This window comes from Bradyrhizobium sp. USDA 336 (genome assembly GCF_044908355.1).
GTDB lineage: Bacteria > Pseudomonadota > Alphaproteobacteria > Rhizobiales > Xanthobacteraceae > Bradyrhizobium > Bradyrhizobium yuanmingense.
Map to the genome: position 1 here is coordinate 7,543,225 of NZ_JBIYDC010000002.1, position 12,186 is coordinate 7,555,410.

The following is a 12,186-nucleotide window of genomic DNA, read 5'->3' on the forward strand; positions in this document are numbered from 1 at the left end:
ACGACGAGGCTGATTGTCACGAAGCGCTCCGAAGGAGTGGCTGGGCGTTGCTGGCGTAAATTCATGCATCTCGACCGGATGCCGAGGCTCTTGAGCAGGTCTTATCTAGTTATCTGATAGCACAGTTCCTCCTGTCGACCTCGCAGAGGACGCCGAGCTTCTAACCCGCCAGAGCGCCACAATCTCCTACAAGAATTGGTAGAGTCTGTCGCACATTGGGATAGACAAGAGCCGGGGCGAAAAGAGCACATGATGATGCGGGATCATCAGGTCAGAAAGTAACGACCGCCTCTGAATTCCGTACGATCGGAATCGACCTAAAATGGTGTTTAACGCGACCTTCCGCCAACCCTCTAATTGTCCCGATGGTTGCCGAGATGATCAGCAGAGTTCCAGGTTTGCCGGCTGTTTGAGTCCTTCGCGTCGATTTTCGCAGAGGCGTGAGGCCTCGTCAGTCTACTGTTCAATGTGGATTGAAGATACCAGCCGTTCCAGATGGCCCAGGCAATCTTCTCGATTCCGATCATCATCCCTCAATTTCAATAAGCACAGTACACCAGCGAGCAGTTCCAACGGCTGATGGCCGACAGAATCGGCTGCAGCATGAGCCGATCCGGCAACGTCTGGAACAACGCAGCGATGGAGAGCTTCTCGTCGCCGGGGTCGGTCTGGAGTATTTCGTCGTGGACGCGGGCTGGTTCCCCGGCGGCTTCCCTGAGGGCATCGGCAACTGGGATGAAGCCGACCCCCCGCGCCTCTCCCGAGGTGTTGCGGAATTGTCGAAGTACGTGCGCAGCCACGGCATGCGGTACGGTACTCGGTTCGAGCTGAGTTCGCGCACGTGGAGAGTTCCTTACCGAGCAGACTGAGATATTAGCATAGGATCAAATTGCCAACTGAGCGCCCTCAAGATCTGTGTCGTACTGAACGAGCCCAGGAACGACGAGAACTCCGAAAACTTGCACAGAGAGAATGCCGGCCGGTACGGCGCCAGGATGTAGGATGTCGTCGCAAGTTCGACAGCGAACTGTTGACAACGCTTGCCCAGTAGCTTCCTGCCAGGATTAGCCCCGGCGCAAGCCATCGCTCCGGTAGCCCGCAGCACCCCCGCCCTGGTCCGGTACATTCGGCCCATGAATTTCCCGCAGATTGTTCCTTCCGAACTCGGCGGCAGGTTTATTGTTCACCCAGGGCAGGCTCGTCAGAGCCAGATGCGCGGCACCTCGAGAACCATGTCCAGCGCCATCACCAACGGCGTCGGTCATTGTGGCGAGGCCGAAGTCGGCGGGCGAGAGTGCCCGGCGTAACATATCGATCAACCGACCCGACAATCGAGCTGAAATGGTCCAGCCCGGGCCCAAGACGGTCTTCGAGGTGAGCACTATCGCGATCCCGAGGTGAGCCGGATTTCTACGTGGTCATACTTCGCTGCTGTGACCATCTACAGTTCCAAGACCGTACGTCGAAAACAGTATTGCCATGTTTTCGTTTAGCTGGTGGGGCCAATGCCCGTTTTCCCGAACTACGATGTAATCCGGACAAAGAGGGCGATGACTGAAGCGCTGCATACAACACCCACGCACCACAGCTCCATCGACCATTACAGGGGCGAGAAGGCCATACTGCTTATCTTATCGACTACCGCTTTTGGTCGTGGATTTCGATATCTTTTGTACGAAAATCGCGAGCGGAAGCTGGTGTTGTGATGATGGTGTGTTTGGAAAGAGGCGCTGAAAGGATGAGGGAATGTTGATCGTAGACGCCGGGCTGGCAAAGCGTGCTGCTGCAGGCAGACCCCTGCTCGCAGCGCTGTTCGGCTCAGGTTTCATGGCTAAGGGTATCGTCAACCAGGTGATGCGATATACGCCGGGTATGCGTATCGCGGCCATCTGCAACAGGACGCCGTCGGCGGCAATCGAGACTTACCTCAAGGCCGGTGTGCCGGCGAAAGAAATCCGCGAATGCACCACAGCGGCGGAGATTGACGAGGCAATGCGCGCCGAGAAATTGTGCGTCACCCAGGATCCCGAGGCAATCACTGCGGCGGCTGGCATTGAAGTTGTGATCGAGGCCACAGGCCATGTTGAATACGGCGCGCGTGCCGTACTTGCGGCAATAGCTGCAAGGAAGCCGATCGTGTCCATGAATGTCGAACTCGACGCCACGATCGGGTCGATCTTGAAGCTAAAGGCGGATCAAGCGGGCGTGATACTTTCGGGCTGCGACGGCGATCAGCCCGGCGTGCAGATGAATCTCTTGCGCTACGTCCGAACACTCGGGCTCAAACCACTGCTATGCGGCAACATTAAAGGATTGCAGGATCGCTACCGCAACCCCACCACCCAGGCATCATTTGCCAAACAGTGGGGGCAGACCCCGCACATGGTGACGTCGTTTGCCGACGGTACAAAAATTTCGATGGAGCAGGCAACCGTTGCGAATGCGACCGGCATGAAGGTAGCGCGGCGGGGAATGATTGGCCTCGAGTATAAAGGTCACGTCGACGAAATGACCGGGATGTACGACATTGACATGATGCGTTCTCTCGGAGGGATCGTCGATTACGTGGTCGGCGCCAAACCCAGTCCTGGCATCTATATCTTCGCCGAAGCGCAAGACAGGACCCAGGCGCAGTACCTGAATTATGGAAAGTTGGGTGAAGGCCCGATCTACAGCTTTTACACGCCTTGGCATCTAACCGCACTCGAGGTTCATATTTCTGCGGCTCGCGTACGCCTTTTCGGTGACAACGTGATCGCTCCGATCGGCCGGCCGGTGGTTGAGGTGGTCGCAACCGCCAAGACCGATCTCAAAGCTGGTGACACGCTGGATGGGCTCGGCTGGTACATGACCTACGGTCAGTGCGAGAATTACGACGTTGCAAAGGCCGAGAATCTGTTACCAATGGGGCTCGCTGAGGGTTGCAAGCTCATTCATGACATCAAGCGCGATCAGGTGATCACTTGGAATGATATCGTCGCGCCCAAGGCCAGTCTTTCCCATCAACTTCGTTTCGAACAGGATTGTCTATTCCATGATTGCAAATAGAAGATTGCCGACTGCTGAGGACATCGTCACGGAGGATCTCTCCGATATCGGCACCAGACTTGCGGCAGAATTCGGTAGGCTCTCTGGCAAGAAGCTTCTGGTCGTTGGCGGAGGCGGTTTCCTCGGCTACTATCTGGTTCAGGCTCCCTTGGCTTGGAACCGTCTGAACAAAGGTCCCGCCATCGATGTGACCGTCTACGATAACTGGATCCGGGGAACGCCTAGCTGGCTGAACGGATTGAGGATGGATCCGCATCTTACGCTGGTGACGCACGACATCACCAATCCTGTTCCAAGTGGTGCGCCGGATTTCGACTTCATCATCCACGCGGCTTCGATCGCTTCTCCCGTCTACTATCGCAAGCATCCCATTGAGACCATGGACGCCAACGTTAAGGGACTGCGTCACTTGCTGGAGTATACCCTCAAGCTGAAAAAATCCGGCAAGCCGCTTTCGGGATTTCTGTTCTATTCTACCAGCGAAATATACGGGGATCCGACGCCGGAGAACATTCCGACGCCCGAGACGTACCGCGGTCACGTTTCCTGCACCGGCCCACGAGCCTGCTACGACGAATCCAAGCGTTACGGGGAAACGCTTTGTGTGAATTTCGCCCGCCAATGCGACCTGCCAATCACGATGGCTCGGCCATTCAATAATTACGGTCCGGGCCTGAAAATTTCGGATCGACGCGTGCTTCCCGATTTCGCCAGGGACGTGTTCGCGGGGCGTGACATCGTGATGTTATCGGACGGCAGCGCGACGCGAACGTTCTGTTACATCACTGATGCCATAGTTGGATATTACAAGATTCTTGCCAATGGACGTAAGGGCGAGCCCTACAACATAGGCACAGACAGGCCGGAAGTTCCGATCGTCCAGCTTGCGGAGAGCATTGTAAAACTGGCGGCGAAGAATTGGGATTACACTGGACGGGTGGTAAAACAGATCAGCGCGGACAAGGACTATCTAGTCGATAATCCGAACTGCCGCTGTCCAGTGATTGACAAGGCGCGTAGGGAGCTCGGCTACGAACCGACAGTGAGTTTAGAGAATGGTCTGGAGCGTGCACTTATTTGGTATTCTGCAAACCAGTGCGCTGGAGATGCGTAATTGAAGATTCAGTCCTGGGTACAGGTTACGTTGGCATTCTTTCCGGAACCTATCTGGCAGAACTCGGTCGCGAGGTTGTCTGCGTGCACGTTGATCTCTGAGCGACGGCTTCAGGAATTGCTGGATAAGACCGTTCCTGACCACCTGACGGCAACCACCGACTTGAGAAAGGCCGTCTTGGAATCGGACTGTCAATGATCGCCGTCGGAATCCCGTTCGACGGCACTGTCATCGATCTGAAGTACATTCGCCATGTAGCGACTGACATTCGCTACGTGTTGCGGGAAAAACCGGACTACCACATCGTCGTGGTGAAGAGCGCGGTGGTTCCTGACACGATCACGGACGTGGTATTACGGATTTGGAGGAATCCAGCGGCAAGAACGGCCGGGAAGGATTTCGGTGTCGGCATGAATCCGGAATTTCTCCTCGAAGGCTAGCAATCGAGGAATCATGCATCCCGATCGGATCGTTCTCAGTGCGATCGACAAACGCTCCGCCGAAGTGCTCGATCGGCTCTACTCGGGTGTCCGAGATGTCGGAGTCGTACGCACTGATCCGGGCACGCCGGAAATGATCAAATCCATGGCCAATTCTCTGCTGGCGACGCTGATCTCGTTTTTCAATGAGGTCGCAAATCTCTGCGCGCTTCAGAAAGCCGATCTAGCCGACGTCATGAAAGGCCCGCATCTCGACCGCCGCTCGCCCATTCTGGCCGGCGGCAACCGCGTCACACCTGGTATGATCGCTTATCCGTGGCCCGGCGCCGGCTCTGGCGGGTCGTGTTTTCGGAAGGATGATCGTGCTTATCGCATGTGGCGCGAGCGGCGGCGCGAACATGCAGCTCCTGAACTCGGCGAGCGATTTCAACAACCGCTAGCCTCAAAAAACGAGATGCTCGAAAAGGGCGCGGGAAAGATCGAGGGTCTTGGCGTGACCGTGCTGGCGTCGCCTTTAAGCCTAGTACTGACGACATCAAGAGACCCTTCCATTCCGGTCATTCAGGCCCTCGCAGCGAAGGGCGCGCGCGTGACAGCTTTTGATCCGATTCGCTCGCAAGAGCAGAGCACGTACTTGGCAGACGGTGGTTTCTCGTGACACGCTCGCTGAGGCTCTCAAGGGTACCTAGGCGATTTTGCTGATGACCGTTTGGCCGGCGTTCATAACTCTTCCGGAACTCGTTGGAATGTCCGAGAGTGAAGCGCTCGTGATCGACGATCGCCGGATGCTGTAGAAGGCCAGCATGACAGACTAGGCTGGGGTTGCGTTCTAATCACGCGTCGAGAGTTCAGGCACGCACGCATTTAAGAGACGCTCGCTAAAAGAACGGCGGCCCTTCGGCCGTAAGCGCGGGCCAGGAGAGATCCTTGGCTGAGATGCCCGTGACGGGCAAGGGCCACACGATCCCAAGCGTCCGGTCATCAAACTTGAGGCCCTCCTCTGCGGCCGGCGAGTAGGGTGCCGAAACCAGATAGCTGATCTCGGTGTCGTCCATGAGCGTCTGGTAACCGTGAGCAAAGCCGGGCGGTACGTAGATCTGGCGTCTGTCTTCAGCATTCAGTTCGAGCGCCGCATGTTTCAGATAGGTCGGCGACCGGTGACGGAGGTCCACAATGACGTCGAAGATAGCTCCCCGCAGACATCGGACGAGCTTGGCTTCAGCGGCACTGCCGGTCTGAAAATGCATGCCACGCAGAGTACCTCGCTGCGCGGAGAAAGCACTATTTTGCTGCACGTAGTCGGTGATCATGCCATGTTCGGCGAACTCATCCTTACACATGGTACGCGCGAAAAATCCACGATCATCGCCTCTTCGCTCGATGTCGATAATCCACGCGTCCGAAACAGGAGGTTGAGTAAAGATCATGCATTATACCGGGGTAGACTCACTCAACTTTCTATTGCGGGTCCGACCGCCCTGCGGATATGCGATCAATGATCGCACGATGTGGTCGGCGCCGAAGTGCAGTGCCGTGGTAAGGGTCGCCACCCATCGATGAGCTCGGCTATGTCGCCGTCGCACTCGTCGCTTAGCTCCGGCAATGCGTTCAGCGCGAACAACCCGGTGCAGCATGGAACTGTTGACCACGGGGCGTCCATGGATCTGCGCGAAGTTGAAAGCCTGCTTGACGTAGACGATACCGTGCATGCCGTACTCCATAAGTTCCGAGAACTTGGGATCAGAGCAGCAAGGCTCGTGCCAGTAGCGGCGCTCCGGCGAATCAGGTCTGGAGACAAATGCTTGAGATATTGGTGATCGATTGGCCCGATAGGCGATCGACGGAACTACGACATGGTCGGAAATGCGACATCGCCCTTTGCAGCGGCCGTGACGCTAGTTCTTAATGTAGATCAAGAAGAGCGCGGCCTAAGACGCGATAGGTTTTCCCCTCATCTGCGGTGACAACGCGCCGCTCAGCGGCGCGATCGACTTTTTGGGACCGCTGGGCGGAAGGAAGTGCCGCAGCCGCATCGCCAAAGCAGTCGAGAGCTGGCGTCGTCAGACCCTCACCAAATATGTAAATCATTTTACGAATGCAAAGCATCCTGCTTATGGGTTGCCTGCGACTTGCTTTTCACGTGGCCGCGCTGAGCTACACAATTATGTTGCGCTGACAGGCGATGGGACGGGGCAACTTCGCGGGGTGATCAGCCACAGTATGGTAATGGAGGACAATGCAGGGGCTGGGGGCATATTCACATTCACTCAACCGGGACGGGGTTGGCTTGATTACTAGCTGAATTTTGAATTGACTTTTGGGTGCCCGGGCAGGTTGGCATTGCCACCTGGGACCAACGTTCTTGTAGTAGATGACGGTTGATGAGCCGAATTCAAAGCCTAGCGCGAGTTGGGGGAAATGCTGACGTGGAGTTCAGTCATGACCTGCGCCTGCTTCGAGAACTGGTAGTGGGAATCCTTGTTCCCTTGCTGTATTCGATCAAGGCCGACAACCGGTTCGCGACTGAACGCGCAATTTCTAAGTGGCGGGCGGTTCGACGCTCGAGAGGGCTAAACACATAAATGCTCTCCAGCAGGGAGCGCTCTCCAGAGAGCTCGTACGTAATGGAGAGTCGCGTGTTCAAGCATCACATCCAGATCGCGCCGCACTCGGATACACTTTCTTGAAACGCAGTCGCCTCGTGCACATCCGCCAGCACCCCGAGGGCAGGCGCACAGGTCTGCCGCGACGCTCTGGCCGCAGCCGCTTTGGACTGTCGGCTCACCTTCCAATTCACGGAAGCAGGTCGGCGACTCTGTTGACGGGGCGATCTGGAAGCCTGGCCAGCACCTCAGCTAGCCAGGCTTGCAGATCAACATAGTTCAACTCAGGTTGACGCCGCCCACGCGACACGAACTCGCTGCCTTGATCGACGCGGATCGTTGCCGGGAATCCCACTTCCTTGCAGGCGCTTTCCAGGATCGCCACGACGTCGCTGCTGCGGAAGCTGAACTGTGGCTGCAGCACCGGCGAGAAGCGGGAGAAGATATCGACGATCGTGAGCACGCGCAGCTTGTGTCCGCTCGCCAACTGATCGTGGACAAAATCCATCGCCCAGGTCTCGTTCGACCGCGTCGCCGGCTTGCGGTCGTCGCGCAGCTTGGCCTTGACCCGGCGCTTGGGCGTTTTGTTGCGCAATTGCAGGCCCTATTCGCGATAGATGCGACGGGTCTTGGTCTGGCCGTGGCGCCATCCCTCGCGGCGCAGCAAGACGTGGACGCGCCGATAGCCGTAGCGAATGCGAACATGGCAGATCTCCTTGATCCGATCTTCAAGAGCAGCCTGGCCGGAGCGATGCGACCGATAATGGTAGGTTGACCGGTCGAACTTGAGAGCTTCACAAGCCTGTTGAGAGCTTCACAAGCCTGGCGATACTTGCCACTCACGGCACATTTCATCGACCAGCTTGCGCTTCCGGCTAGGCTTCATAGCTTTCGGCGGATCACGTCCTGCAGCATCTCCTTGTCGAGCGACAGGTCCACCACCAACTTCTTGAGCTTGGCGTTTTCCTCCTCGAGCTGCTTCAACCGTCGCATCTCGATCGGCAGCAGACCGTCATACTTCTTCTTCCATTGAAATAGGTCGCCTGGCTGATCCCGGCCTTGCGGCAGATCTCCGCCACCGCAACCCCATCACGTCTCTGCTTCAGGATGAACGCCTTCTGGGCGTCCGAAAATTTTGAGGCCTTCATCGTCCGTCGCTCCCTCCCAGCCGAGGGGATTCGGCAGCGAAAACTCTAGCCAAAAATGGTCCAATTTGTCGGCCTCAGATCACTTCGGGCCGGGCTCTAACTCCTTCTGGTGGAAATACTCAGTGGCAGGTCAACCCGCCTGTGGCCCACGCCCGATGCTTACCGTTCAACTGGCGTCGAGTCCAATTGACTACAAACTGAAAAACTGTAAAGCTTCAGCAATTAGTGAAAGAGACCGAGGGTCACATCAGACTTCTGACGTAAAATTTACCCGCTCGGCCTCAATGACATGAGGCAGGTGTCTTACCTGTGTTTGTATCGATCCCAGATATTCGCCAATCAGGCCCAAGAAAAGTATTTGAATTCCTACAAAAAAGAAGAAGCCAATGAGGATTGGAGCGAGACCGAGCTCGAAAGAATTCCAGAATAGAAGTTTTGTGCCGACCGAAGCGAGAAAAACAGCCAAACTGACGGTCGACACGAGAAAGCCGAGCATGGTCATCAGACGAAGCGGCACTTTAGAATGCTTGGTCACACCCAACATTCCCAATTCGTAGAGCGAATAGAAATTTTGGCTGCTAAATCCTCGATTACGCCGAGGTTGATGGAAGGGGACGGTCGTAATCTTGTGACCCACCTCGCAGACAAGTCCACGAAAATAGGGATAGGGCTCATCGAGCTTGCGCAGCACGTCAATGACAAAGCGATCGTAGAGGCCAGAGCCCGTTGCATCCTGTACCAAGGGCACATCAGAAATGCGAGAGATTGTCCGATAATAAAGTCGGCGCAGGTGAAACATGACCGGCCATTCCTCACTCGTCGGCTTAATTGCCATGATGGTTTTGTACCCCTCTTCCCACTTGGCAATAAGCTGAGGGATCATCTCCGGTGGATCCTGCAGATCAGCATGGATGAGCACCACGGCGTCCCCACTAGCCTGCAGGACGGCATGGAACGATGAGCGGACATAGCCGAAGTTTCGAGTGTTCACGATGACCTTGACCCTGACATCCTTAGCTGCAATGCCGCGCAAGATTTCGACAGTTCGATCGGTGGATGCGTTATCTATGAGGATGTGTTCGTATTCGTAGCCGGCGCCAGCCATCACTGTCGCGACGCGGTTGCATAGTTCAACGACATTATCTTGTTCGTTAAACACAGGCGTGACTACACTGATGGTCTTAGCCATGGCTGAAACGAACTCGGCTGGTCAACAAGATATCGAGCGCACGAAAGACCTGGATTTGATATCATGCGCTTTGCGATTCCACGCGGCGAACGTCGAGACAAAGAGGACGACCCAAGGGTTAAAAACCGAAGGTTCGCCAGCGTTAACCCTGCCTCGCACACAAATAGCCCTGGCTTCTCGCAATTCCGATGAAACACTTTGGAATGCTATGCGCGTGACGCGAGCCATGGATTTCGGATTTCTGACGACGTATGTGTTACTCAGCGCTTCAACAATGCGAGTTGCCAAAGGCGCAATTGAGGTGATGTTCCGCCGTCGTGACAAGAAGAGCCAGGACGATTGCGCCGCGCCGAGCAAGAGCAGCAGCGACCTTCGGTGCAAAAAGACGAAGCAGAGCACAATGACTAAGGCAAGGGCGGCAGCCGCGGTGCGCTTGGCCATGAAGCAGTACCAGCCCACAACGCTGATCAGAATGCCCCCCCCCAAGACTCGGCTGATGTGCTTTCGCCGGCCTAGCAGAAAGCTGATGATCACGATCCAGCGCGATTGCAGCGTCACGTCGTAGCTGGAGGGGTATGTCACCATAGTGATATAATGCCAATCTGCCGATCTCTGAGGACAAAACCGACATGCGCAGCCAACCCGTTGTCCAGGGACACCGCACCCAGCCCAGGGCCGTGGTAGGCATGTAGCTCGCTATGCGAAGTAGCACGATGTCGCCATCCAATGACGGGTGATGAACAAAACGGAAAGGGACGGCGGACTGCTCATAAGATAGGAACACCGGGGGCGCAGTAAAATTGCGGTAGGTACCTTCGGCAACAAGAATGAGAGCGTGAGGGATAGCTATGGTTACGGTGGTAGAGGGACCAAAGGCTGATCCGGCACGACTGACAACCTCCTTCCGCTCGGTGAAGTAGGTATCTCTTGACATAGGCGCCTTCCTGCAAGCTTCGCATACAAGGTGCATTCCAATGGAATAGTCTTGAGGAGCTTCTAGGCGACCGGCTCCCCGCAATCTGCTGCCAACATTGGTAGCGTGTCTATCACCTCTCATATTTGAGGTGACCCTAACCATATGGAAGTTCACCAGCACCATGCCGAACCTATGGCGACAACATCTCTCGAAAGCTTGCCCGTGGCGAGCAGGGTTCCGACGCTGCGTCCCTGTTGCGCAGAGGCTCGGCCCAACACTTTGACCTGCATTCGCCAGATGACCTTAAGGCTAGCAGACCGTGTTAAAAGTCCGATGCCTTCCGCCCTTATTGCTTTTTGGCGCTCTTTTCAGCACATATTTGGTTATCTTACCGAGGAATGCCGACCTTAGCCCCACCAGAGGCAGCATGAAGCTGTATTTTCGAGCTATCGCTCGAGCTTCACGCTTGCACGCCCTTGATCTGAGGCCGACAAATTGGACCATTTTTGGCTAGAGTTTTCGCTGCCGAATCCCCTCGGCTGGGAGGGAGCGACGGACGATGAAGGCCTCAAAATTTTCGGACGCCCAGAAGGCGTTCATCCTGAAGCAGAGACGTGATGGGGTTGCGGTGGCGGAGATCTGCCGCAAGGCCGGGATCAGCCAGGCGACCTATTTCAATGGAAGAAGAAGTATGACGGTCTGCTGCCGATCGAGATGCGACGGTTGAAGCAGCTCGAGGAGGAAAACGCCAAGCTCAAGAAGTTGGTGGTGGACCTGTCGCTCGACAAGGAGATGCTGCAGGACGTGATCCGCCGAAAGCTATGAAGCCTAGCCGGAAGCGCAAGCTGGTCGATGAAATGTGCCGTGAGTGGCAAGTATCGCCAGGCTTGTGAAGCTCTCAACAGGCTTGTGAAGCTCTCAAGTTCGACCGGTCAACCTACCATTATCGGTCGCATCGCTCCGGCCAGGCTGCTCTTGAAGATCGGATCAAGGAGATCTGCCATGTTCGCATTCGCTACGGCTATCGGCGCGTCCACGTCTTGCTGCGCCGCGAGGGATGGCGCCACGGCCAGACCAAGACCCGTCGCATCTATCGCGAATAGGGCCTGCAATTGCGCAACAAAACGCCCAAGCGCCGGGTCAAGGCCAAGCTGCGCGACGACCGCAAGCCGGCGACGCGGTCGAACGAGACCTGGGCGATGGATTTTGTCCACGATCAGTTGGCGAGCGGACACAAGCTGCGCGTGCTCACGATCGTCGATATCTTCTCCCGCTTCTCGCCGGTGCTGCAGCCACAGTTCAGCTTCCGCAGCAGCGACGTCGTGGCGATCCTGGAAAGCGCCTGCAAGGAAGTGGGATTCCCGGCAACGATCCGCGTCGATCAAGGCAGCGAGTTCGTGTCGCGCGATCTCGACCTGTGGGCCTACCAACGCGGTGTCACGCTGGACTTCTCCAGGCCCGGCAAGCCAACCGACAACGCGTTCATCGAAGCCTTCAACGGCCGCTTCCGGGCCGAATGCCTCAACACGCACTGGTCCCTCAGCCTTGCGGACGCCCAAGAAAAAATGGAGACTTGGCGCAGATACTACAACGAAGAACGGCCCCATGGCGCGATCGGCAACAGACCGCCGATTTTGCTGCAAAACCACGTCGGCGCATCCAGCCCGTCGACCTGATCACGGCAAAAAACTCCAGTTCTGAATGGTCCAAAGTTCGGTCTCGCTGCAA

Annotated in this window: 11 protein-coding genes and 2 pseudogenes; 8 read left to right on the forward strand and 5 right to left on the reverse strand. The window is 56.3% G+C overall.

Annotation, left to right across the window (positions count from 1 at the left end; translation table 11 throughout):
* Positions 1 to 539 precede the first annotated feature (539 nt).
* Positions 540 to 800, reverse strand: a complete 261-nt coding sequence (locus ABIA45_RS36185; protein ID WP_404655218.1) for a hypothetical protein — start codon at positions 798 to 800, stop codon at positions 540 to 542.
* Positions 801 to 1,746: 946 nt separating this feature from the next.
* Here ABIA45_RS36185 and ABIA45_RS36190 point away from each other — a divergent pair.
* From ABIA45_RS36190 to ABIA45_RS36205, 4 genes are all read left to right on the forward strand, one after another.
* Positions 1,747 to 3,048 (forward strand): NAD(P)H-dependent oxidoreductase, encoded by a 1,302-nt coding sequence (locus ABIA45_RS36190; RefSeq protein ID WP_404655220.1) that lies wholly within the window; start codon positions 1,747 to 1,749, stop codon positions 3,046 to 3,048.
* Positions 3,035 to 4,162, forward strand: coding sequence for an NAD-dependent epimerase/dehydratase family protein (locus ABIA45_RS36195; protein ID WP_404655221.1), 1,128 nt, complete (start codon positions 3,035 to 3,037; stop codon positions 4,160 to 4,162). Before ABIA45_RS36190 ends, ABIA45_RS36195 begins: the two co-directional genes overlap by 14 nt.
* Positions 4,163 to 4,356: 194 nt before the next feature.
* Positions 4,357 to 4,602 carry a hypothetical protein gene (locus ABIA45_RS36200; protein ID WP_404655223.1) on the forward strand — a complete coding sequence of 82 codons (246 nt, stop codon included), beginning with the start codon at positions 4,357 to 4,359 and terminating at the stop codon, positions 4,600 to 4,602.
* A gap of 13 nt (positions 4,603 to 4,615) precedes the next feature.
* Positions 4,616 to 5,260: a hypothetical protein gene (locus tag ABIA45_RS36205; protein WP_404655224.1), complete on the forward strand. Its 645-nt coding sequence runs from the start codon at positions 4,616 to 4,618 to the stop codon at positions 5,258 to 5,260.
* A 220-nt stretch (positions 5,261 to 5,480) separates the two neighbouring features.
* Here the strand turns inward: ABIA45_RS36205 and rfbC are convergent, their stop codons facing one another.
* The 4 genes and pseudogenes from rfbC to ABIA45_RS36225 all read right to left on the reverse strand — a co-directional run bounded on the left by rfbC (position 5,481) and on the right by ABIA45_RS36225 (position 9,542).
* Complete coding sequence (rfbC, locus tag ABIA45_RS36210) at positions 5,481 to 6,029, reverse strand: dTDP-4-dehydrorhamnose 3,5-epimerase (RefSeq protein ID WP_404655226.1); 549 nt, start codon at positions 6,027 to 6,029, stop codon at positions 5,481 to 5,483.
* Positions 6,030 to 7,395: 1,366 nt separating this feature from the next.
* A complete protein-coding gene (locus ABIA45_RS36215) occupies positions 7,396 to 7,515 on the reverse strand; it encodes a transposase domain-containing protein (RefSeq protein WP_404655835.1) in 120 nt (39 codons plus the stop codon).
* Positions 7,507 to 8,353, reverse strand: a pseudogene (locus ABIA45_RS36220) (IS3 family transposase); the annotation flags it as partial. The gene ABIA45_RS36215 and the pseudogene ABIA45_RS36220, both read right to left, overlap by 9 nt.
* 247 nt (positions 8,354 to 8,600) lie before the next feature.
* Positions 8,601 to 9,542 (reverse strand): glycosyltransferase family 2 protein, encoded by a 942-nt coding sequence (locus ABIA45_RS36225; RefSeq protein ID WP_404655228.1) that lies wholly within the window; start codon positions 9,540 to 9,542, stop codon positions 8,601 to 8,603.
* Here ABIA45_RS36225 and ABIA45_RS36230 point away from each other — a divergent pair.
* From ABIA45_RS36230 to ABIA45_RS36245, 4 genes and pseudogenes are all read left to right on the forward strand, one after another.
* Positions 9,541 to 10,107 carry a hypothetical protein gene (locus ABIA45_RS36230; protein ID WP_404655229.1) on the forward strand — a complete coding sequence of 189 codons (567 nt, stop codon included), beginning with the start codon at positions 9,541 to 9,543 and terminating at the stop codon, positions 10,105 to 10,107. The two genes, ABIA45_RS36225 and ABIA45_RS36230, sit on opposite strands and share 2 nt — an antisense overlap.
* Before the next feature lie 910 nt (positions 10,108 to 11,017).
* Positions 11,018 to 11,166, forward strand: a pseudogene (locus ABIA45_RS36235) (transposase); the annotation flags it as partial.
* 302 nt (positions 11,167 to 11,468) lie between these two features.
* On the forward strand, positions 11,469 to 11,561 hold the full coding sequence (locus ABIA45_RS36240; protein WP_404655837.1) for a hypothetical protein: 93 nt from the start codon (positions 11,469 to 11,471) through the stop codon (positions 11,559 to 11,561).
* 96 nt (positions 11,562 to 11,657) lie between these two features.
* Positions 11,658 to 12,134, forward strand: coding sequence for an integrase core domain-containing protein (locus tag ABIA45_RS36245; RefSeq protein ID WP_404655230.1), 477 nt, complete (start codon positions 11,658 to 11,660; stop codon positions 12,132 to 12,134).
* The last annotated feature ends 52 nt before the right edge of the window (positions 12,135 to 12,186 follow it).

What these genes read in the sequence shown, in the direction of transcription:
- ABIA45_RS36225 (WP_404655228.1), bottom strand. Translation starts at nt 9,542, where the DNA reads ATGGCTAAGACCATCAGTGTAGTCACGCCTGTGTTTAACGAACAAGAT.
- ABIA45_RS36205 (WP_404655224.1), top strand. Translation starts at nt 4,616, where the DNA reads ATGCATCCCGATCGGATCGTTCTCAGTGCGATCGACAAACGCTCCGCC.
- ABIA45_RS36230 (WP_404655229.1), top strand. Translation starts at nt 9,541, where the DNA reads ATGGCTGAAACGAACTCGGCTGGTCAACAAGATATCGAGCGCACGAAA.
- ABIA45_RS36195 (WP_404655221.1), top strand. Translation starts at nt 3,035, where the DNA reads ATGATTGCAAATAGAAGATTGCCGACTGCTGAGGACATCGTCACGGAG.
- ABIA45_RS36200 (WP_404655223.1), top strand. Translation starts at nt 4,357, where the DNA reads ATGATCGCCGTCGGAATCCCGTTCGACGGCACTGTCATCGATCTGAAG.
- ABIA45_RS36190 (WP_404655220.1), top strand. Translation starts at nt 1,747, where the DNA reads ATGTTGATCGTAGACGCCGGGCTGGCAAAGCGTGCTGCTGCAGGCAGA.
- ABIA45_RS36245 (WP_404655230.1), top strand. Translation starts at nt 11,658, where the DNA reads ATGGATTTTGTCCACGATCAGTTGGCGAGCGGACACAAGCTGCGCGTG.
- rfbC (WP_404655226.1), bottom strand. Translation starts at nt 6,029, where the DNA reads ATGATCTTTACTCAACCTCCTGTTTCGGACGCGTGGATTATCGACATC.